The sequence below is a fragment of the Neobacillus sp. plas4 genome (genome assembly GCF_057221695.1).
In genome coordinates this window covers 5,406,557-5,428,107 of record NZ_CM170152.1, presented here as the reverse complement: position 1 = coordinate 5,428,107, position 21,551 = coordinate 5,406,557, and the positions used below count along the sequence as shown (strand labels likewise).

General features: G+C 38.5%; 23 protein-coding genes and 1 riboswitch. Of the genes, 19 read left to right on the top strand and 4 right to left on the bottom strand.

Annotated elements, in window-relative coordinates; all coding sequences use genetic code 11:
- The first annotated feature begins 186 nt into the window (after positions 1-186).
- The 4 genes from AC2TFD_RS27145 to nagZ all read left to right on the top strand — a co-directional run bounded on the left by AC2TFD_RS27145 (position 187) and on the right by nagZ (position 3,857).
- Positions 187-699 (top strand): DoxX family membrane protein, encoded by a 513-nt coding sequence (locus tag AC2TFD_RS27145; RefSeq protein ID WP_335568672.1) that lies wholly within the window; start codon positions 187-189, stop codon positions 697-699.
- A gap of 192 nt (positions 700-891) precedes the next feature.
- On the top strand, positions 892-1,869 hold the full coding sequence (locus AC2TFD_RS27140) for an HD-GYP domain-containing protein (protein ID WP_335568673.1): 978 nt from the start codon (positions 892-894) through the stop codon (positions 1,867-1,869).
- A 22-nt stretch (positions 1,870-1,891) separates the two neighbouring features.
- Positions 1,892-2,548: a GGDEF domain-containing protein gene (locus tag AC2TFD_RS27135; RefSeq protein WP_335568674.1), complete on the top strand. Its 657-nt coding sequence runs from the start codon at positions 1,892-1,894 to the stop codon at positions 2,546-2,548.
- A 124-nt stretch (positions 2,549-2,672) separates the two neighbouring features.
- Positions 2,673-3,857, top strand: a complete 1,185-nt coding sequence (gene nagZ, locus AC2TFD_RS27130) for a beta-N-acetylhexosaminidase (protein WP_335568675.1) — start codon at positions 2,673-2,675, stop codon at positions 3,855-3,857.
- Between the two features lie 106 nt (positions 3,858-3,963).
- Here the strand turns inward: nagZ and ahpF are convergent, their stop codons facing one another.
- Together ahpF and ahpC are read right to left on the bottom strand one after the other, a co-directional pair.
- Positions 3,964-5,493 carry an alkyl hydroperoxide reductase subunit F gene (ahpF, locus tag AC2TFD_RS27125; RefSeq protein WP_335568676.1) on the bottom strand — a complete coding sequence of 510 codons (1,530 nt, stop codon included), beginning with the start codon at positions 5,491-5,493 and terminating at the stop codon, positions 3,964-3,966.
- Between the two features lie 12 nt (positions 5,494-5,505).
- The gene (gene ahpC / locus AC2TFD_RS27120) at positions 5,506-6,069 is read right to left on the bottom strand and encodes an alkyl hydroperoxide reductase subunit C (RefSeq protein ID WP_335509227.1); all 564 of its coding nucleotides are present in this window, start codon (positions 6,067-6,069) and stop codon (positions 5,506-5,508) included.
- Between the two features lie 356 nt (positions 6,070-6,425).
- Between ahpC and AC2TFD_RS27115 the strand changes: the two genes are divergently transcribed.
- Positions 6,426-7,460: an alpha/beta hydrolase gene (locus AC2TFD_RS27115; RefSeq protein ID WP_335568677.1), complete on the top strand. Its 1,035-nt coding sequence runs from the start codon at positions 6,426-6,428 to the stop codon at positions 7,458-7,460.
- A 193-nt stretch (positions 7,461-7,653) separates the two neighbouring features.
- Positions 7,654-8,157, top strand: coding sequence for a DoxX family membrane protein (locus AC2TFD_RS27110; RefSeq protein WP_335568678.1), 504 nt, complete (start codon positions 7,654-7,656; stop codon positions 8,155-8,157).
- A 91-nt stretch (positions 8,158-8,248) separates the two neighbouring features.
- Here the strand turns inward: AC2TFD_RS27110 and AC2TFD_RS27105 are convergent, their stop codons facing one another.
- Positions 8,249-8,386, bottom strand: coding sequence for a hypothetical protein (locus tag AC2TFD_RS27105; RefSeq protein ID WP_484674326.1), 138 nt, complete (start codon positions 8,384-8,386; stop codon positions 8,249-8,251).
- Between the two features lie 315 nt (positions 8,387-8,701).
- Between AC2TFD_RS27105 and AC2TFD_RS27100 the strand changes: the two genes are divergently transcribed.
- On the top strand, positions 8,702-9,169 hold the full coding sequence (locus tag AC2TFD_RS27100; protein WP_484674325.1) for a hypothetical protein: 468 nt from the start codon (positions 8,702-8,704) through the stop codon (positions 9,167-9,169).
- A gap of 395 nt (positions 9,170-9,564) precedes the next feature.
- Here the strand turns inward: AC2TFD_RS27100 and AC2TFD_RS27095 are convergent, their stop codons facing one another.
- On the bottom strand, positions 9,565-10,401 hold the full coding sequence (locus AC2TFD_RS27095; protein ID WP_335509216.1) for a LysM peptidoglycan-binding and 3D domain-containing protein: 837 nt from the start codon (positions 10,399-10,401) through the stop codon (positions 9,565-9,567).
- A 275-nt stretch (positions 10,402-10,676) separates the two neighbouring features.
- A riboswitch (TPP riboswitch) is annotated at positions 10,677-10,779 on the top strand.
- 109 nt (positions 10,780-10,888) lie between these two features.
- On the opposite strand from AC2TFD_RS27095, the gene tenA reads away from it, so the two are divergent.
- From tenA to phnD, 12 genes are all read left to right on the top strand, one after another.
- Positions 10,889-11,575, top strand: a complete 687-nt coding sequence (gene tenA, locus AC2TFD_RS27090; RefSeq protein ID WP_484674324.1) for a thiaminase II — start codon at positions 10,889-10,891, stop codon at positions 11,573-11,575.
- Between the two features lie 228 nt (positions 11,576-11,803).
- The gene (locus tag AC2TFD_RS27085; RefSeq protein WP_484674323.1) at positions 11,804-12,676 is read left to right on the top strand and encodes a PHP domain-containing protein; all 873 of its coding nucleotides are present in this window, start codon (positions 11,804-11,806) and stop codon (positions 12,674-12,676) included.
- 16 nt (positions 12,677-12,692) lie between these two features.
- Positions 12,693-13,325 carry a DapH/DapD/GlmU-related protein gene (locus AC2TFD_RS27080; protein ID WP_335509211.1) on the top strand — a complete coding sequence of 211 codons (633 nt, stop codon included), beginning with the start codon at positions 12,693-12,695 and terminating at the stop codon, positions 13,323-13,325.
- 155 nt (positions 13,326-13,480) lie between these two features.
- Positions 13,481-14,182 (top strand): GntR family transcriptional regulator, encoded by a 702-nt coding sequence (locus AC2TFD_RS27075; protein ID WP_335509209.1) that lies wholly within the window; start codon positions 13,481-13,483, stop codon positions 14,180-14,182.
- A gap of 195 nt (positions 14,183-14,377) precedes the next feature.
- Positions 14,378-14,803, top strand: a complete 426-nt coding sequence (gene phnG, locus AC2TFD_RS27070) for a phosphonate C-P lyase system protein PhnG (RefSeq protein ID WP_484674322.1) — start codon at positions 14,378-14,380, stop codon at positions 14,801-14,803.
- A 16-nt stretch (positions 14,804-14,819) separates the two neighbouring features.
- A complete protein-coding gene (gene phnH, locus AC2TFD_RS27065) occupies positions 14,820-15,437 on the top strand; it encodes a phosphonate C-P lyase system protein PhnH (RefSeq protein ID WP_484674321.1) in 618 nt (205 codons plus the stop codon).
- Positions 15,425-16,552, top strand: a complete 1,128-nt coding sequence (locus AC2TFD_RS27060) for a carbon-phosphorus lyase complex subunit PhnI (RefSeq protein ID WP_335568684.1) — start codon at positions 15,425-15,427, stop codon at positions 16,550-16,552. The genes phnH and AC2TFD_RS27060 overlap by 13 nt, the downstream gene beginning before the upstream one ends.
- Positions 16,549-17,403 (top strand): alpha-D-ribose 1-methylphosphonate 5-phosphate C-P-lyase PhnJ, encoded by an 855-nt coding sequence (locus AC2TFD_RS27055; protein WP_335568685.1) that lies wholly within the window; start codon positions 16,549-16,551, stop codon positions 17,401-17,403. Before AC2TFD_RS27060 ends, AC2TFD_RS27055 begins: the two co-directional genes overlap by 4 nt.
- Positions 17,404-18,243, top strand: a complete 840-nt coding sequence (locus AC2TFD_RS27050) for an ATP-binding cassette domain-containing protein (RefSeq protein ID WP_335568686.1) — start codon at positions 17,404-17,406, stop codon at positions 18,241-18,243.
- 223 nt (positions 18,244-18,466) lie between these two features.
- The gene (gene phnM / locus AC2TFD_RS27045; RefSeq protein WP_335568687.1) at positions 18,467-19,645 is read left to right on the top strand and encodes a phosphonate metabolism protein PhnM; all 1,179 of its coding nucleotides are present in this window, start codon (positions 18,467-18,469) and stop codon (positions 19,643-19,645) included.
- Positions 19,646-19,704: 59 nt separating this feature from the next.
- Positions 19,705-20,424, top strand: coding sequence for a phosphonate C-P lyase system protein PhnL (locus tag AC2TFD_RS27040; protein WP_335509191.1), 720 nt, complete (start codon positions 19,705-19,707; stop codon positions 20,422-20,424).
- Positions 20,425-20,514: 90 nt separating this feature from the next.
- The gene (phnD, locus tag AC2TFD_RS27035) at positions 20,515-21,546 is read left to right on the top strand and encodes a phosphate/phosphite/phosphonate ABC transporter substrate-binding protein (RefSeq protein WP_335509189.1); all 1,032 of its coding nucleotides are present in this window, start codon (positions 20,515-20,517) and stop codon (positions 21,544-21,546) included.
- Positions 21,547-21,551: the final 5 nt, after the last annotated feature.

Genomic DNA, 21,551 nt, shown 5'->3' with positions numbered 1-21,551 from the left:
TTTCTAAAGTATAGCATAACCATTTGTTGAGAGTGTGAATAAAGGTAGTTAAAAATGCTGTTCAAAAATCCGTCAAATCATTTCAAACAAACTGTGAACTTAACACTATACCCATGTTATTAACCAGCAAAATCCAATATAGTGTAAGTATAAAGAACAAGTTAATTTTGAAAGGCGGAATGACTTATGTTTAACACCTTTTTAAGAGAAAATAGAATCTCAGCAGCTATTTTAACAATCATTCGTTTATACCTTGGATACGCTTGGTTCACAGCAGGATACGGGAAACTCACAGGCGGATTTGACGCTTCAGGATATTTAAAAAATGCGGTAGCAAATCCAGTTAAAGGTCCAGATGGCAGCATGGTGTACAGCTGGTATGTTAACTTTTTAGAAAGCTTTGCGTTACCAAACATTGATGTCTTCAACTTCATCGTTCCTTGGGGTGAACTATTAATCGGTTTAGGTCTTATGCTTGGATGTTTAACAACTGCAGCCATATTCTTTGGACTTGTGATGAACTTCAGCTTCTTCCTAGCAGGAACAGTTTCTCATAACCCAACAGACATTTTCCTGGGCTTCGTCATCTTGACTGCAGGGTTCAACGCAGGACGTTACGGTTTAGATTACTGGGTGGTTCCATTCATCCGTAAAACCATCAACAAAAAATCTACAAACAACGCAAAAGCAACTGCCTAATAGCAGTACATGTACGGCGGTTCGGTAACCCGGACCGCCGTTTTTACTAATTTTTTCTATTACGTAAAAAACAATCTATCTGCTCTATTTCTATAGTAAAATAGCACTATGTACTGGATGTGTGTAAGATTGATGGACATAGGGTGTTCAGTATCATAAGAGCATGTATTTTTACGATAGGAGTAATAAGAGATGTATGATCAGTTAAATAAATGGTTAGGCAATCCTATCTTTTTTCGATTTGGATTTATTATTATCCTTTTACTTAGTGTGACTTTTCACTACATTCATTTTCATGAGGACCATTTATACCTTTTATTTATTCTTGCCACTATCTTTTTAGGAATCGGCTATTACGATAAGTCCGCTTGGTTTTTAGTATCAGTGACGACATTAATTGTCATATGCAGGTTTATACCGGAACCAGACTTTACCACCCTTTTATCTTTCCTTATTCTTGAGGTTTGTTATTTGATTATCATGTTTATTTCGGTTTCTTTAATGAAAAGCAATCAAAAAATTAAAGAAGATGAGCTAGAGACCATTTTAGCTCTTACGAAGGCTTTAGATTCAAGGGACACTTACACCTCTAATCATTCTCAAAATGTAGCTTTTTACGCTAGAGAAATCGCGAAAGAAATGAAATTATCGAAACATGAAATTGAAACAGTATACAAAGGGAGTTTATTACATGATATTGGAAAGATTGGAATCCCTGAAGATATATTGTTGAAACCTGGTAAATTATCCCTCGAGGAATATACCATCATAAAAAGACATCCAGTTATCGGTTATGAAATGATCAAACACGTTTCAGATTTTAATAAAGATGGTATTCTTGACATCGTTTTATATCACCACGAGCGTTATGATGGGAATGGTTATCCAAAAGGATTAAAAGGAGAGGAAATACCATTCGTTTCTAGAATTATAGCGATTGCTGATTCTTTTGACGCCATGACATCAAAACGCGTTTATCGGAAGGAAACCGATTTAGAATCTACCCTAAAAGAGATTCGAAAAAGTAAAGGATCGCATTTTGATCCTGAAATTACCGATGTTTTTCTAAGCCTCTTTAAGAATGAAGAGAAAAAAATAGCCATTATAAATCAAATGAAATCTTATAATGATCGTGCTAAAAGCAGCAGCCTTTCCACTTGGGTAGGTTAAGTAAAAAAGGATGATGAGAGAGATGAACTATAAAGGTAGAATCGTTACATCCTTATTAGTTTTCGTAATAAATTTAATCGATATTGTGATTAATTTTTTATTAGATGGTTCTGTGAATTGGATTGAGTATATTGAATTACCACTATTGCTTCCAATTGCTTGGTGGATTGGGAAGCAATATGATAAAGCAAAGTTTTATTCTGAAAATGACCCGCTAACTGGAATATATAATAGAAGATATGTTGAATCTGCTTTTGCAGCGATTAAAACTAGATCAGAACAGAAAGATCAACGTTTTGCTATTCTGCTCCTCGATGTAAATGACTTTAAATCAGTCAATGATCGTTTTGGACATAAAACCGGAGATGAGTTTTTAATTCTTATCACAAACCAATTGAAGAAAAGTGTCAGGAAAACAGACATAGTTGCCCGCTGGGGCGGGGATGAGTTTTTAATACTTTCGCCGGATATACAGCATAAGGAAGATTTGGATAGTCTGCTTGCCAATATCCATCAGCATTTGAAACAGCTGTCATGTAATGAAATAAACATAAGTGTTTCTATCGGTTCAGCACATTACCCAAACGATGGGAAATGTTTTGATGATCTATTAAAAATAGCTGATAAAAATATGTATCAAATAAAATCACAAAAAAAGCTAAGAGGCACGGTGGGGTAGTTCGTGCATCTTAGCTTTTTTTCTTTTGTAGTGGCTTTCAAAAATTTCATATTTCTCGGCAAATATACTATGCTAAATTTAGAAGAGGAAAAAACTATTGTTAGGGAATGATTGGATGAAGTTTATGTTTAAAAAGTTCATGTACATTCTGTTTAGTATCGCCCTTGTTATCAGCTTAAGTGCTTGTAACGTACAAAACTCTGATGCGGAAAAGGACCAAATTGAGTCCATGACAATGGAGGAAAAGGTCGGACAAATGCTCATGTTTGGGCTTGAAGAGGACCATCTAACCGATAAAACCATTAAATTTATTCAGGATCATCATATTGGCGGGATGATATTATTTAGAGAAAATATTAATAATGCAAATCAATTAGTTCAATTAACTAATCAGATCAAAGAAATTAATTCTGAGACAAGTAAGCTTCCCATCTTTATTTCGGTTGATGAAGAGGGTGGACTCGTTTCTCGGATGCCGCCAGAAATAAAGAATCTACCGAAAAGTGCAGTCATTGGGAACGTCAATAGTAAGAAAATTGCAGACCAAGTTGGGGTGGCAATTGGTGAGAGGGTCGGTGCATTTGGTTTTAATATGACGATGGCCCCGGTGTTGGATATTAACAGTAATCCTAATAATCCTGTTATTGGTGAAAGATCCTTTGGGAATAACGAAAAGGTTGTCACCGAAATGGGGTTAGCAGAAATGAAGGGCATACAGGGGAAGAATGTCATTCCTGTCATCAAACATTTTCCTGGTCATGGCGATACAGATGTTGATTCTCATAAAGGCTTGCCTGTTATCGAACACGACTTAGACAGGTTAACAAGTTTAGAATTCATCCCATTTCAAAAAGCCATTGAACAAGATGCAGATATGGTAATGGCCGCCCATATTTTACTTCCAAAAATTGATCAAAACTATCCCTCTTCGTTATCTAGAGAAGTTATTACAGGTCTTTTAAAGGAGCAGATAAAGTTTAAGGGAGTCGTGATTACGGACGATTTGACCATGGGAGCTATCTTAAAAAACTATGAGATTGGGGATGCCGCTGTCAAAGCTATACAGGCTGGAAATGATATTGTTTTAGTTTGTCATGGCTATGAGAATCAGGAAAAGGTGCTGCGTGCTGTTCTAAATGCAGTTCAAAATGGTGATATCTCTGAAAAGCAAATCAATGATAGTGTTTATCGAATTTTATCGTTAAAGGAAAAATACCAGCTTAATGATGAACCGATTGATGCTGTTGATATTAATAAAATTAATGAGTCATCAGAAAAAATAGAACAAGCTATTAACAATATAGATTAGGCAGTGTGCTTCAATGACATAGAAGCCCGCCTTTTAAAAAATGTCCGGATAAATAATAAGAGCCCAATTCGTATAGGAATTAGGCTCTTACGTATGTTAAAAAACATTAATTGCGGATTAGGTAATCGAATGCACCTAAGGCTGCAGTCGCACCTGATCCCATTGAGATAATGATTTGTTTGTAAGCACTGTCGGTACAGTCGCCGGCTGCAAAAACACCAGGGACATTTGTAGCGCCATGCTTATCGACAACGATTTCTCCGAAGCGGGTACGTTCAATACTATCGCCTAACCAATCAGTGTTTGGTACAAGACCGATTTGAACAAAGATACCCTGCAATTCGATGTGCTTCTCTGCTCCAGTTTCACGGTTAATATAGGTAATACCATTTACTTTGTCAGTACCGGTAATTTCCTTTGTTTGCGCATTGGTAATAACCGTTACGTTTGGCAGACTGTTCAGACGATCTTGCAGAACAGAGTCAGCTTTCAACTCTGGTGCAAACTCAAGAACAGTTACATGATTCACAATACCTGCAAGGTCAATGGCTGCTTCAATACCGGAATTACCGCCGCCAATTACAGCTACGTCTTTTCCTGCAAACAATGGACCGTCACAGTGAGGACAGTAAGCTACACCTTTGTTCTTGAACTCAGCTTCCCCTGGGACGTTAACATTACGCCAACGGGCACCAGTTGAGAGGATGACAGCTTTACTTTTTAGAATCGCGCCGTTTTCAAGTTCGATTTCAACGAGATCTCTCTTTTCCAGACGCTTGGCACGCTGTAAATTCATCACATCAACATTGTATTCCTTGACATGTTCTTCAAGACTTGCAGCCACTTTTGGACCTTCTGTATATTTCGTACCGATAAAGTTCTCAATACCCATTGTGTCCATCACTTGACCGCCGAAGCGTTCAGCGACTAGACCGGTACGAATGCCTTTACGTGCCGCATAGATTGCAGCACTAGCACCCGCTGGTCCGCCTCCGATTACAAGTACGTCGAATGGTTCCTTATCAGAAAGCTCGGATGCATCTACACCAGAACCCATCTTTGCAAGAATTTCATCAACCGTCATGCGTCCGCCGCCAAAGTTTTCTCCATTTAAGAAAACAGTTGGAACAGCCATGATGTTTTTGCTTTCAACCTCTTCTTTATAAGCTGCTCCGTCAATCATGGTATGAGTAATACCAGGGTTGAGAAGGCTCATTAAGTTTAGGGCTTGGACAACATCAGGACAGTTGTGACAAGTCAAGCTGATGTAGGATTCAAAGTGATATTCACCTTTAATCGCTTTAATTTGATCAATAACTTTTTGATCGACTTTCGGTGCTCTTCCGCTGACTTGCAAGAGAGCCAATACTAATGAAGTAAATTCGTGTCCTAGAGGTATACCAGCAAAAGTTATGCCAGTATCTTCGCCGATACGATTTACACTAAAGCTTGGTGTTCTCTCTAATTCTGTATGCTCAACCTTAATGTTCGAGGACATGGCAGCTAGTTCGTCTACTAACAGCAGCATGTCGCGTGATACATCATCGGAACCAGCGCTGACTTTGAGAAGGACTTCGCCTTCCATCATATTAAGATATTGGGATAACTGTGCTTTAATATCTGCATCTAGTAACATGAAATCTACTCCTTAAATTTTTCCTACTAGGTCAAGGCTTGGCTTAAGTGTTTCAGAACCTTCTTGCCATTTAGCTGGGCAAACTTCGCCTGGATTGTTGCGAACATATTGTGCTGCTTTAATTTTGTTAACAAGTGTGCTTGCATCACGGCCGATACCGTCTGCGTTGATTTCCATCGCTTGTACTACGCCGTCTGGATCGATGATGAAAGTACCACGTTGTGCAAGACCTTCTTCTTCGTCAAGTACATCAAACGCACGAGTAAGTCTTTGAGATGGGTCACCAATCATTGTATATTGAATTTTGCCGATAGCTGGTGAGTTGTCGTGCCAAGCTTTGTGTGTGAAATGAGTATCAGTTGAACAAGAATATACTTCTACACCAAGATCTTGTAATGTTGCATATTCGTTTTGCAGGTCTTCTAATTCAGTAGGGCAAACGAATGTAAAGTCTGCTGGGTAGAAGCAAACAATGCTCCATTTACCTTTAAAGTTTTCGTCTGAAACAGTGATAAAATCTCCATTTTTGTATGCGTTAGCTGTGAATGCTTGTACTTCTTTACCGATTAATGACATGATTAATTTCCTCCTAAGTATATGTTTTGTAAATTTTTCCTCAAATAAAATAAAACCTAAATTAGAATAATTCTAATACAATTGTTATTATCGTATAGAAGCAATTAAATGTCAACTAGAATGTTTTGTTTTTCGTTAATTTGTTTTTAGAATCAACTCTAATTTTAATTCAAGCCAATATTCTTATTTAAGGTCTGTTTTTCTCATTAACACATTATTTATGTAACTAAGTGAGAAAAATGGGTAAGTCTTTATTATTCGCTAAATCTTGAGAAATGGTATTTCCAAATTTTTCCCATTCTCTTATACTGAATTTAGAAAACAAACATGCAAAATTAAGAAGGGGGCGTCGATAAGTGGCGGGGATTTTTACAAAAAAGCCAGACTTTATCATATCTGAAAAAGGATTAAGCACTGTTCAGACAATTTATATAGGAGGGATACAGCAATCGATATTATTGCAAGGGGAGAATCTAAATAATCCCATCCTATTAGTTGTACATGGCGGTCCCACTATGCCGCTTCCTGGTGTTTCATCAAAAGGGCGTGATTATACTATCGTCACCAATACGAGGGAATTAGTGAAGCATTTTGTTGTTGTTTTTTGGGATCAGCGCGGAACAGGCAAGTCTTATCATCAAAACATATCGCCAGAGTCTATGAATATCAACCAATTTGTCTTAGACGCCAATGAGCTTACTGATTATTTAAGACAGCGCTTTAATAAAGAAAAGATCTTTCTGGCAGGGCATTCATGGGGCTCAACGATTAGTTTAGAGCTTGCAGCCAAATATCCGGAGAAGTTTTATTCCTATGTAGGCATATCACAAATTGTCAGTTGGACAGAAAATGACAGGTTGGCGTTAAAGTGGATAAAGGAAGAGGCAAAGCGGAGGGGAAATAATAAAGCATTACTAGAGCTAGAATCGATTGGTGAGCCCCCATTTGTAGAAAGTTTTCAGCAATGGGGCGTTTTAAGAAAATGGCAGAGAAAATTTAATACACTGATTTATACCGATAAAGATGTAAAGCATCCAGGATTACTTGGAGTTTCAAAACCTATGTTTCAATCCGAAGATTATACACTAATGGACATTGTCCATTCGTATTATCATGGTTTCAAGCTCATTTACACGCAAGCATTCATCGAAGAATTGGCAGAGAATGATTTTTTCAAAAGTGTTAAGGAAATGGAAATGCCTGTTACTTTCATACATGGAAGAAAGGATTTTCATGTGCATGGAAGTTTAGTAGAAGACTATTTCAAACAGTTGAATGCAAAAAAGGGGAAGAACTTTATTTGGGCAGAGAAATCAGCACATTTATTCCATCCAGATGATACGAGAATCATAGAACAATATTTTATAGAAGAATTAAGGCACCTTAAATAGGAAGAAAAAGGATTGCCAAACTGATTTACATAAAATAATAGTAGTTATTCGTCTTCTTTTAGTCTTGTTCAAACTTCCGCCATAACATTTCAAACAAACTGTGAACTTAACACTACACCCATGTTATTAACTGTTGAAATCCACTATAGTGTAAGTATAGAGAACAAGATAAATTTGAAAGAAGGAATGAAAAATGTTTAATCATTTTTTAAGAGAAAATAAAGTTTCAGCAGCTATTTTAACAATTATTCGTTTATACCTTGGCTATGCTTGGTTCACAGCAGGTTTTCATAAAATTACTGGCGGATTCGACGCTTCTGGATTCTTAAAAGGAGCAATTGCAAAACCAGTTACTGGTCCAGATGGCAACATGGTGTACGGCTGGTATGTAAACTTCCTAGAAAGCTTTGCACTGCCAAACATCGATGTCTTCAACTTCATCGTTCCTTGGGGCGAAACATTAATCGGTTTAGGTCTTATGCTTGGATGTTTAACAACAGCAGCAATGTTCTTTGGTCTAGTCATGAACTTCAGCTTCTTCTTAGCAGGAACTGTTTCTCATAACCCAACTGATATTTTCTTAGGCTTCATCATCTTGACTGCAGGTTACAACGCAGGCCGTTACGGCTTAGACCACTGGGTGGTACCATTCATCCGCAAAACAGTTGGAAAAGGTAAGGCAAAAGCAACTGCATAACAGGTAACAAGGTGATTCGTCCCCCTCGAATCGCAAATATATAATACACAAAGACGATTCGTTCCCCCCGAATCGTCTTTTTTTTCAGAGTTTAACAATAGGCAGGAATATGATAAGAGTGGTATTGTCGAAGGATAAAGAAAATGGATTGACAAATATAAGAATTTGATAAACCAAAATAGTTCAATCCTCTGGTTATTCCTTTTATCTTAGCTACTTTATTTGTCATGTACAATTCTCCAATTGTACATTAAACCTCTAATTTCACTCGCTTTAATACTCTTTAATTTTAAAAATTTGTCAGAAGTTCAAAAGTATAAATAATTCGTACTTGGCCTCGATTATGTATACCCATGTTGTGGATCTATTAGATTTTAAGTAGTTTTTACATATATATATATAGGTAGGAGAAGGGATACTATGGGATTTGAGAAGAATACCAGACCTTTTTGAATACTCACTTGCAGGCAAGAAGCGGTGAACGGTTGGGGCGCTTAAGAGAAGGTCACAATCAGGCTGAAATGTTGTTCTTGAAGCAAGTGTGGTGGCCAGCATTTTACCATTTCAAATATCTCATCCAGAATATGAAGTTGATGATTTCAAGGATGGCAAAAGGTATTTGGACTTTGCTTATATTCGTCCCGCCATCCGAATTTGCCTTGAAGTCGACGGATATGGCCCTCATCTAAAGAACATAAGTAGATGGAAATTTTCAGACAACTTGGAACGTCAAAACCAGCTAGTGATTGATGGATGGACTGTGATCCGCTTTTCTTATGACCAAGTGAATGAGAAGCCTCGTCGATGCCAACAAATCGTTCAGCAAGTGATTGGGCGCTGGGTGAGTGATGAACTTGACCAGGCATCACTGTCCTTACTCGAAAAGGAAGTTCTTCGACTAGCGATTCGAAAAGGAGAAGAAATATCCCCTATAGAAGTCGAGAAGTATTTGAATCTAAGTGATAAGACGGTAAAAATTTTCTTTCTCAACTTGTCGATAAAAAGATGCTGATCCCCGCATCTGGGACCAAGAGAATCCGCTCTTATCGGTTGGGTGATCAGGTTAAGCACCCGATTGATGAATAGACGGAAAAATTCCGCTTAATTAGAAAATAAGATAAAAAGTTGCTTAAATAGACGGAGAAATTCCGCCTATTGACTAGAAAATGATGAAAATAGGCGATTTTGCAATGAATAACCGGAAAAACTCCGCTTATTTCCCTAAAAACGCACTCCATTCTGCATTTAACCGGAAAGTCTCCGCTTATTTTACTTTTACTAGGTTCCTCATTTGAGGAAAAACCCCCTTAACTAAAAGGAAGTAGATACGCTACGGTTTCTCTGTTCTTTTACTGCAAAAAAACACTGCAATCCCTTATCATATAAGGTGTTGCAGTGTTTTTAGTGTTAGTTCAATATGGTTACCTTTAATTGTTTTCTTCCAAAATTGATGGCATCTTGTTTAGAAGGAATAAAGACATCAATTTTATTTCCTTTAATGGCTCCGCCAGTATCTCCGGCGATTGCTTCACCATAGCCTTCTACATACACTTTACTTCCCAACGGGATAACAGATGGATCAACGGAAATGACCTTTTGATTTGGATTTTCTATAAGGTTAATTCCAGTAGCCGTAATACCGGAGCAGCCTTCACAAGAAGCGGTATAGGCTGTTGCTTCAACGATAATTTCTTTTGATTCAGGTGCAGCGGCTTCTACTGCAGGGGCACTTTCAATTGGTGCCGGCGCTACTGCTGGCGCTTCCGCTGCAGGAGTACTTTCAGACGGCGCAGGAGTTGCTTGTGCCTCAACTACAGGCGTACTTTCTGTTTTTGTTGGTGGTGCAGGTTGTTCTGATTTATTTGTTAAAGAAATAGTAGTAGGTTTTAAACCTTCAAAGATTACTAGATTTAATCCAGGATGGATCAAATCGCTATGTAATTGATTCCATTCCTTCAGTTGTGGAACTGTTACTTGATGTGCCATTGCTATGTCCCATAAGGTGTCGCCTTGTATAACCGTATAGCGTTTTTCAGGGGCAACGGTTAGTACATCCCCAGGATGTATTAGATCTGATGTAAGATTATTTAACTTTTGGATATATTCCACAGACATGTTGTTTGCACGCGATAGAGCCCAAAGAGTGTCTCCTTTTTGTACTGTAATCGATGCAGCTTGAACATTAGCACTTACAGTTACTGAGAGTACAGCAACTGCTAAAATCGATACAAATTTCTTAAGCATTCATTTACCCTCCATGTTCTTTGGTTGCTAATTTTTAATAATCGTAACATAGAATATTCCGAGAAAAAGAACAGGGAGGTGTTAATTCGATTACAACCATGGCGATTATATTGCAATACTATTTCTAAGGTTAACTAAACTCTATAAAGTCAGTCGTTAAAAGGAAGTGTAAAAGTGTTTCGGGGAGCTGCTATCTAGTAAATAGTTAGATTTTTATGATAATTAATGATTGACTTCAGTAGATTGCATATGTAGAGTTAATAGTAATTTAATAGGAAGACCACTAGGGGAGCCATTTATGGCTGAGACAGGTATGATCCTGGACCCTTTGAACCTGATCTAGTTCATACTAGCGTAGGAAAGTGGAGTCTGTGTCAGGATATTGTCAATTATTCTACCGCTCCATTTTTGGGGCGGTTTTTTCGTTTTTACCATTTTTTGCTCCAACTAGAGTCTTCCCGTTAATACCAATAAGGGGGCTGATGTTATGAGTTTTTCTGCAAATCTAAGAAATGAAGCAAATCCAATCTTTAATGCGATTTTTGAACATCCATTTGTCCAAGGCATTGCCAATGGAGATTTAAAAAAGGAGCAGTTGATTCATTATGTGAAACAAGACTTTGAATATTTAAATGCTTTTATTCGAATTTATGGAGTAGCAGTTTCGAAGTGTGAGAATCGTGAAGATATGGATATGTTTAATCAGCAAATTTCATTTATCTTAAACAGTGAAATCCATCCGCACAACAACTTTTGTCAAGTTGCCGGTGTGCCATACGAAGAACTACAAGGTTACCCATTAGCACCATCCGCACTTCATTATACACGTCATATGCTTACCGTTGCTCATGAGGGAACATTAGGAGAAATTTTAGCTGTTTTATTACCATGCCCATGGACATATTGGGAAATTGGGAAAAAACTATTACAAGAGATTCATCCGGATCCATCACATCCATTTTATGAATGGATCACTTTCTACGGAATGATTACAGATTCCATTACTACAAAATTTTGCGCGCTATTGGATGAGTGGGCGAAGGACGCACCAGAAAGAGAAAAAGAAAAAATGAAACAACATTTCTTACTAAGCTGTCAGCTTGAATATATGTTTTGGGATATGGCCTATAATCTTGAAGAATGGCCAGTGAAATTGGAGTTAGTAAAAGGATGAGTTTTATCGGGTTTCTTTTATAATTGAAAAAAACAGGCATGATTCAATTTTGATGAATCATGCCTGTTTTATTTTATGAATTTTTTATTGGTATTGTGAAATGGTGAGCAAAATTTCAAAAAGCAACAAAGTTTAAGAAAAGAGCCTTTACAAACAATTTACTCACAATTAACACTATATAACTTGGTACCAAGTTATTCTTATAGCAAAGATAAAGGAGGGACCTGCGTGAAAATTGAGTTACATTGTCATACGAATATTTCAGATTGTCCATTGTCGATTGAGGAAGTCTTGGAGTTAGCTCTTGCACAAGGGGTTTCGCACTTAGCGATTACGAACCATGACACCACGAAAGGTCTTAAAGAGGCAGTTGAAACAGGAAAGAGATATGGAATAGAAGTCATTCCAGGCATTGAGATGTCAGGGTTTGATTTTGAAAGAGGCCGCCGTGTTCACATCCTCGGTTATTTTATTGAACCTGGTCATGATGGAATTGAAACGATTTGTCAACCACTCGTTAACAATAGACACAGAGCCTCGGAGGAAATGGTAGAAAGATTAATCGCTGCAGGATATAAGATCACATGGGAGCGCTGTAAGGAAATTGCTCATGGAGGGACAGGAGTTTACAAGCAGCATATCATGCATGCATTGATTGAAGCAGGATATACCGATTCCATTTATGGTCCACTTTATAAAAAATTATTTAATCGCGGACAAAATGGTGAGAAGCCGGGGATTGCTTTTATTCCAATGGAATATATGGACGCCAAAACAGCAGTTCAGGCGATTCTTCTTGCTGGCGGAGTACCGGTGCTTGCTCACCCGGGTCAGTATGGAAACTTTGAAATGGTGCCGGATTTAGTGGAAGCTGGATTGCAGGGAATTGAGGTTTGGCATCCGTTGCATGATAAGAAACATGAGGAACAAGCCAAACAGCTGGCAAGGAAGTATGACTTAATCATGACTGGTGGATCTGATTTTCACGGTGAATATGGAGAAAAACCTGTACTAATTGGGAGTAAAAGCCCAGGAATGGAGACTTTTGAAGCGTTAGTAGCGAGAAGAGAGCGGACCGGAAAAAAAGAATCATCTAAATAAGGAGCTGAACATTCCTATGCCATTTATTTATCAGCCCAAAAAAGAAAAAAAGTTATCCATCACTCCAAGCTTCGCTGATTCCAGTTATATTATTAATAGTTATGCGGGGGAATGGACTTCGATTGGAGAAAATAATCATATCATCGAGTCGACATTTGGTGATTATACCTACACGATGGATGATGTAACAGTTAACTATGCAGAAATAGGGAAGTTTTGTTCGATTGCGTCCCACGTATGTATTAATCCGGTCCAGCATCCTATGGACCGAGTCAGTCAGCACCATATGACTTATCGAAAGGTAGCATATGACTTTGCCAAGGAGGATGATGAAGCCCTTTTTAATTGGCGGAGGACTCAAACCGTAAAAATTGGTCATGATGTATGGATCGGTCATGGTGCGATTATTATGAAGGGCGTAGAGATTGGTACCGGAGCAGTCGTTGGATCTGGGTCGGTTGTCACGAAAAACGTCGAGCCTTATACGATCATCGTGGGTGTTCCTGGCAAGCCGATTAAAAGAAGGTTTTCAAAAGAAACAGCTGATCGATTACTTGAAATTGCCTGGTGGGATTGGCCAAGGAAAAAACTTGAAGCCCATTTTGATGAATTAAATGATGTAGACGCGTTCCTAAAAAAGCATGGATAAGTGTTGTGACAGTCCTAGTCCTGTATTAGGGCTTTTTCTTAAGGACTAAAAATATGATTCCATCTGTTATCAATAATTTACATAGGCTTAACTTTTATTTTATATTCTGGCGATATACTAGACATAGATTTGATTTCGAAAGGAGCAAAGCCTTGATGTCTGAAAAAACTTTATTAGTAGATCGGTTGATTTCGGAAATACGGGAAGGAAAATATAAACCGAATGACAAGTTACCATCTGAAAATGAACTAGCCGATCTGTATAAAGTACCAAGAATGGTGATTCGAAAGGTGTATGAGCGCCTGCAGGAACTTGGTTATATTTTTTCAAAGCAAGGAAAAGGCAGCTATGTTCAAAATCAAAAACTTCAAATACCACTTATTTTAACCGGAGATGTGAGTTTTACTGAAAAAATGAAGGAATTAAAGTATGATTCTAGGACTATGAATCTATCCTGTGAAAAAATTCCATACGATTCTTCCATTTATCATACGTTGCAAGTGAAACTTGAAGACACTGTGTATAAGATTAGCCGATTACGAATCGTTGAGGACTGTCCAATTGCTGTTCATACATCTTTTTTACCTCAATCCCTTTTTGAAAATATTGAGAAGGATGGGAAGGAAATTCACTCTATTTTTGACTATTATCGACAACAAGGATACACAGATTTTCAATCGACGCGCAGCCAATTGAGTGTCATTTTTCCAAGTAAAGTAGAACGTGACTTATTGAAATGTCCTAGTCTTGTACCCCTTTTACTCTTAGAATCTGGATGTGTAGATAAGAAAACCGGTGCAGTGCTTGAATATTCGAAGATTATGTATCGCAGTGATTGTTTTACCTATGTGATCTAAAGGTGTTGTTATACTGCATAGAGTTCTGAAATGAATAGAGGTTTTTAAAAAATCGGCCATTAAGTTGCCGATTTTTTTTATTTTTAACAAATGTCATTTACAAAACCAATACAAACTTAACTATTCTTTTACGTCCGCTCACTTGGCAACAAGATAGAGTAAAACATGTAGAACAAAGACATTAGGAGGCCTTCGATGAAAAGAAAACGAAGAACAGAGATTTTAATCAATGGCTCTCAAAAACTAGTAGAGGACATGGCCGTTTGTATAAAAGATCAATACCAGGTGAAGGTCATCCAAGAGCCAGAAAGTGGCTTAGTGATGTTGAAAGTCCGAGAGACTTCCCAAAAGAGCCTTTTTTATCCTGGTGAAGTGTTGGTAACCGAATGTAAGGTCCAAATCGATGGAAGAATTGGAATTGGCATTGTGACAGGAGATCAGCCAGAGCTTTCGTATCATCTTGCTGTGGTTGACGCCGCGTTTGAAGCGATGCCGCCTGAAACGATTAGGTGGATGGAGCTGCTCCTTGAAAACGAGGAGAAAGTCATTCAGGAGCAGAGAGCTGCCGACAGCCATTCTATTTTAAAAACAAAAGTAAACTTTGAAACGATGGATGTTTAATGAGGGGGAAGAGATTTTGGAACTAGATATCGTTCACGATCTTCAATCTGTTTATCGAAAACTGGTGGATTCTACTTCAAGGCCTGGGCTCATTTCGGATTTGAGGAAAGAGGCGGCATTAGTAGAAGAGGAGGATATAAAAGGCAGCAGTGCATCTGTTTTATTGTTGGCCCTAACCTTATTCGATCAGGAAGTTTCTTTTAAGGTTTTTTCCACTCAAGAGGATACCGCTTCGATAACCATTAATCAATTAACCTATGCAAAGCCAGCAGAAACAAAAAATGCTGATTATCTATTAATTCTTCAAGATGCAGAAAAAGGGTCGCTTGAAGAGGCAATTATTAATGCAAAGTCTGGGACGTTAAAAAATCCACACATATCTGCCACCATTATCGTTGAAGTGGATTCTGTGACAAGCGGTGAAGCACTATTGTTAAAAGGACCTGGAATTCAAAAACATGAGTCTGTTTATCTGGATATAAAAGAAAACTGGGTGGAAAGCCGTCAGGAAAAAAACAAGGAATATCCGTTAGGGATTGATTTGATTTTTGTTGATCAAAATCATCAGCTTTTGTCATTGCCTAGAACTACACAAATTACCGGAAATAGGGTGATGGTTGAATGGGATATGTAGCCGTTAAAGGTGGAACGCATGCCATTGAAGAGTCAATCAAACGTTTGAAATATGAAAGAGTTCATCACGGACAAACCATTGAGGTAGAAAAAATTAAAGCCGGTATGCGCGGACTAATTGATCAGGTCATGTCCGAAAGCAGTCTATACAATGAAACCTTGGCTGCCATTGCGATTAAACAGGCAGAAGGAAATCCAGAAGAAGCAGTATTCTTGTTAAGAGCGTATCGTTCAACGGTCCCCAGGAAGCATTACTCAAGAGTGATTGAATCACAACTAATGAATGTAGAGCGACGGATTTCGGCAAGCTTTAAAGATATCCCAGGTGGTCAAATTCTTGGGGCAACCACTGATTATACGCACCGGTTACTTGATTTTAACTTAATGGATGAAAGTGACGAAGTCGTCCAGGAATGGCTTCATCAATATCAAAAGGAAAGCTTCCAAGGTGATGAGCAAACGTTAACTTTACCAAAGGTGCTCGATTATTTACGTAAAGAAGGCTTAATCCCCCCTTGCGAAAACAACGATAGTGAACCAGATGATGTGACGAGAGAAAGTCTCGAGTTTCCATCGAGCAGAAGTCAAAGACTGCAAATATTAACAAGAGGCGAAACAGGTGCTGTTACTTCTCTTGCCTATGCGGTGATTCGAGGATATGGAGTAATGCATCCGACTGTTGGCGAGCTTCGTGTGGGCACTTTGCCTGTTACGATTGATCATCCAACAGAAGCTGGTGACGATGATGATGCCTTTTATATTGGAGAAGTAAAAGTAACAGAAGTCGAAATGCTCATGCCTGTTACTGTAGAAAAAGAATATGGAAAAAAGGAAATGGAATTTGAAATCGGCTACGGCCTTGTGTTTGGCCAAAATGAAACAAAGGCGATTGCAATGGGAATTCTCGATAATTGTCTTGAACATCCAAATCTTGACTTTCCTAGTCATAATGAAGAATTTGTTCTTTATCATATTGATTCAGTGGAATCGACGGGCTTTATTTCACATTTGAAAATGCCTCATTATGTTACCTTCCAATCCAAGCTTGACAGCGTGCGGAAAACGAAAACAGAAGCGGTGAAAAATGAGGAAGGACAAGAGGTGAAACGCGGATGAATACAGCCTATAACTTTGCTTTTTTTGACGAAGGTTCAAAAAGAGAAATTAGAAGAGCAACGCTAAAGGCGATTGCGATACCTGGTTACCAAGTTCCGTTTGCCTCAAGAGAAATGCCGATTGGCAGAGGATGGGGAACTGGAGGTTTGCAGTTAACTCTATCGTTAATTGGCAAAATGGATGTTCTAAAAGTCATTGATCAAGGATCGGATGAATCCGTTAATGCCGTCAATATTAAAAAGCTCGTTTCTGATACGACTGGGGTGGAAACAACGGATCATACGACAGAAGCAACCCTTATTCAATCGAGACATCGGATTCCAGAGGTTCCGCTAAAAAAGGATCAAATTCTCATCTTGCAGGTGCCGCTTCCTGAACCACTTCGATATTATGAGCCAAGCGAAAATGAAACAAAAAAGCTTCACGCAGAGAAAGAATATAGTGGTGCTTGGTTGATGCTGTTTGAACAGATTATGAAATATGGAAGTATGACAACAGGGGCGGATCACCCTGTGATGGTCCATGATCGTTATGTGATGGCACCGAGTCCAATTCCACGATTTGATAACCCGAAAATGCATGATAGTGAAGCACTTATTCTGTTAGGGGCGGGCCGTGAAAAGAAAGTGTACGCAGTCCCACCGTATACAAAGGTCGTATCGCTCGATTTTGAAGATTATCCATTCGAGCCAGAGTCCTTTAATGACAAGCATTGCCGGTTATGTGGGTCAACAGGGGTATTTTTAGATGAGCTCGTAGATGAAGGAACGAATGAAACGTTCTATCAATGTAATGATACAAGCTACTGTATTGAAACATTAAATGAAGTCGAACCACTTGGAGTGAAATAAATGGCTGAATTTGAAGTTCCGGTTTTATCGATAAAAAACTTAAATAAGCAGTACGGTAAAGGATGTCTACAGTGCCAAGACGGAGAATCTCTCGTTAAAAATTATTGTCACATTTGTGGAACGGTCTATGCATGTAGAGATGTATCCTTTGATGTTTTTCCAGGAGAGGTTCTTGGTGTTGTGGGAGAAAGTGGCAGCGGAAAATCAACATTGATGCAATGCCTTTATTTTGATCAGGAAGTATCGGATGGAGAGGCCTATCTAGCAGCCTATCATAATGGGGAGAAAAACCTCTTTCAAGAGTCTTCTCAGCAGCAACGCTATATTCGCAATCACATCATGGGGAAAGTCTATCAAAATCCTTTATTGGGTTTAAAAATGAACTTTTCATCGATTGGGAATATTGCCGAGAAGCTCATTGCAGCTGGGCACCAGCATGTAGGCATGATGGAAGATAGAGGGACGGAACTTCTAAATAAAGTAAATATCCCTGTTCATCGCCGAAAAGAGGCGCCGAAAAATTTTTCGGGGGGCATGCAGCAGCGGGTTCAAATTGCCAAAGCTCTTTCCAATCGTCCTCCACTTCTTCTACTGGATGAAGTGACGACTGGATTAGATCTGTCTGTACAAGCGAGTGTCCTTGACTTAATAAAAAGTCTGCAGCGTGAATTAAATATAAGTATTGTTCTCGTTTCGCATGATCTAGGAGTCATTCGGATGCTAGCAGACAGAACCCTCGTCATGTTGGAGGGCAGGGTTATTGAGCAAGGGTTAACGGATCAAATCCTCGAGGACCCGCAGCATCGATATACACAGCAGCTTGTTCATTCATTGTTGTAGGCTGTTTTTGTAATGATGGTTGTTAAAATCCTTAAGCCGATTTTAACGTGGAATAAGCTATTTTGAGCTTTAGAATTAAGTTTGTAGTCTCTTTTCTCCTATGTTAAGGCTATTTCCAATGAAAATAATGCTCAAACAAGGGTATCTAATTTCCAAAAGCAACAACGTTTGAGAAAAGAGCCTTGCTGTGAGAGTTCCATTCTAAAATTTAGGGGGAAGTACTTTGTTTGTGATTACAAACGGAAGATTAATCACTGAAGAAGCCATATTGCATGGCTATGATCTATTAATTGAAGAGGACAGAATTAAGAAAATTGCACCTAAAGGTGAAATTAAATTTGAGGAACAGATAGAGGTCATTGATGCAGCAGGAGGATATATTTCTCCAGGTTTTATTGATATCCATTCGGACTACATTGAGCATATGGCAGCACCTAGACCGACCTCACTGATGAATTTTGATTTGGCTTTACTAGAAACAGAGAAACAGCTAATCGCACACGGTATTACGACGATGTTCCATTCTCTTTCCTTGTTCAAAGGAAGCGATTATGAATATAAGCCAATACGTGAGCCTGAAAATGTTAGGAAATTTATTGATTTAATTGACCGGACCCATAGTATGAAGCACCTTGTCCGCCATCGATTCCATGCAAGATTTGAGATTGATAATATTGAAGAAATAGAAAATCTCAAAAGTTATATAAAAGAGGACAAAGTCCATTTAGTTTCTTTTATGGACCATACACCTGGGCAGGGGCAGTATCGTCACTTAGAAATTTACCGCAATACTGTTAAAAGCTATAACAATCTCAGTGATTCATCCATTGATGTTCTGATTCATAATCACCAAACGAAGGAGAAGCTATCGATTGACGACATAAAGGAAATCGCTCAGCTTGCGCATGAGCATGGTATTGCCGTTGCCTCCCATGATGACGATAGTCTTGAAAAGCTCGAACTTGTTCATAGTTTTGGCACGACTATTAGCGAATTTCCTATCACTTTAAAGGTAGCGCGCCGTGCGAAGGAGCTTGGCATGTATACGATTGCCGGTGCTCCAAATGTCCTCCTTGGAGGTTCTCATAGTGGAAACTTGGGAGCAGCTGAAGCGATTCTAAACCAATCGATTGATATCTTGTGCAGTGATTACTATCCTGCAGCGATGCTTCATTCGATCTTTGAGCTGGTTGATAAATATAGCATGGATTTAGTGGATATGATGAAGCTTGTCACGATTAACCCTGCCAAAGCAGTAAAAATGGAAGCTGAAATAGGTTCTATCAGCGAAGGAAAAAAAGCTGATTTGCTTATTATTGAAAAGATTACTGATGATTTTCCAGTGATTACGGGAGTATTTGTTGACGGAAAGCTAATTCAAAAGACCAATTATCGTATCTAAGCCGAATGTGTTCAGATTAAAGGAGAAGAAAATTTCAACTTCAGAAAGCAGGTGAATGGGTGGAGACCCTTCTAGAGATTAAGAACTTATCCAAATCGTTTGACCTACATAATTTGGGCAAACATATCCGAGCAGTAAGCAGTGTGGATATAAAGGTAAAAGAAGGAGAATTTGTCGGAATTACGGGGAAAAGTGGAAGCGGCAAGTCTACGATTTTAAAATGCATTTATGGAACTTATCGTATCCAGCAAGGAAGTATTTGGTATCATTCAAAAAAATTTGGGCCAATTAATTTAGCAGAGGCAACCGAACGAGAATTGCTTTATTTAAGGAAGCGTGAAATCGGCTATGTGTCTCAATTTTTAAATGTCATGCCGCGAACGACGGCTAGGCAGCTTGTGAACCAAGCAATCCTTGAAATGGGGGAAAATCATGACTTGGCGGAAAAAGAAACAGAGAAGATTCTCGCGCATTTTGAATTGGATGAAGAATTATGGGACAGCTACCCAACCACTTTTTCCGGGGGTGAAAAACTGAGGCTTAATATCGCACGTGCGATGGTGAAAAAGCCGAGACTGCTGCTATTGGATGAACCGACAGCAAGTTTAGATCATGATTCTAAAATAAAGGTGAAGCTTCTCATTGAACAGCTCATGAAAGAAGGAACAACGATGCTTGGAATCTTTCATGACTTGGAGTTTATGAATCATTTATGTAATCAAGAGTACAACATGCAAAATGGAATTTTCTCTCATCCTACTAGTTTTACCAACTCTTAACAAATATTTATATAAGATTAATAGAAGCTTGACAATTCGTTGGTACAGTATGGAAGTGGCCAAATACTAAAAAAAGCGAGGAGTTTGAAGATGAAAAGGACGTTATTATTTTTACTTTCTATCGTTATGTTAGTCGTATTTGCAGGTTGTTCAGCTTCTGCGGGAGCTGGTGATAAAGATTCCCTCACCATTGCTTGGCTTCCAAATGAATCTGGGACAGATCTTACGGAAGCTCGTGATGAAATTGGAAAAATAATCGAAGAGAAAACAGGTAAAAGGGTCGAGCACAAAACAACGACAGATTATATTGTTGCCATTGAAGCAGTAGCCAATGGAAACGCAGATATGGCTTTTTTAGGAGCTCAAGGTTACATTGAAGCGCATAACAAAAATGAAAAAGTTCTTCCTTTGGTGGTCCCAACTGGTGCGTCAGGTACTTTAGATGATGCAGTTTATTATAGCTGGTTAGCCGTAAATAAAGACAATGTTGATGAATATAAGGATGGCAATGAGTTTGTAATCGACAGCATTCAAGGCAAGAAATTCTCCTTTGTATCGAATAGTTCCACTTCAGGATTTAAGGTTCCATCAACAGGAATCGTTGATTACTTCAGTAAAATGGGAGAGTTTAAAGACTTAACAGCAGAAGATTTGCTTGAAGGCGGCGAAGATAAATTCTTTAGCGAAGTTTTATACGGAGGTTCTCACCAGGGTTCTGCAGTTAATCTATTATCAGGAAAAGCGGATGTAGCGGCTTTCTGTGATACATGTGTGAACAATTATGTGGAACTGGCTGATGGTGAAGAAAATCGACCTGGTGCGGTTTATAAAGTAAAAGGTGATGCAGCGGAACCATTCAACACGGTTGTTGGAAAAGAATTTTCACTTATCTCCGTTACTCCAGTATTAAATGCACCATTTGTTTACAATTCAGAGACTATGAATGAAGAGCTTAAAGGTCAACTTCTTGAAATCATGACTTCAGATGAAATTGCGAACAACGAAAAAATATTCGTTCCAGAGGATTCTGAGTTTTCAGGATTATTTAAGAAATCAGCTGACGAGCGTTTAGTTGAAGTAGAGGATGCTTGGTTCAACCCAATTCGTGAGCTTTCAAAATAATTAAC